Source organism: Streptomyces sp. NRRL B-24484, assembly GCF_000717715.1.
Lineage (GTDB): Bacteria > Actinomycetota > Actinomycetes > Streptomycetales > Streptomycetaceae > Kitasatospora.
The window spans coordinates 1-274 of sequence record NZ_JOAI01000167.1 but is presented as its reverse complement, the minus strand read 5'-3'; the positions used below and the strand labels follow the sequence as shown (position 1 = coordinate 274).

The following is a 274-nucleotide window of genomic DNA, read 5'->3' as shown; positions in this document are numbered from 1 at the left end:
GCTCGGTCTCGACGACGAGGCCGGCGCTGGTCAGACGCTTGAGCTTGTTGCGCATGCCGGAGATGTGCGTGGGCTCGGTGCCGGTGGCCAGGGTGCGGCACAGGTCGCGGCAGCGTTGCGGGGCTGCGGCGTCGACGAGCGCGGTGAGGATCTGCTGGTAGATCGGGTTGTCGGGCAGGCCCGGCATCCGGTCGCCGGTGGGCTCGTCGTCGCCGAGGGACAGGATGACTTTGCGGGCGATTGCCAGGTCGGCGCGTTCCGCGTCGAGTTCGGC

The 274-nt window shown here is 70.8% G+C and carries 1 pseudogene; it reads right to left on the bottom strand.

What is annotated here, in order from left to right:
• A pseudogene (locus IE98_RS0141765) lies at nucleotides 1–274 on the bottom strand (hypothetical protein); the annotation flags it as partial.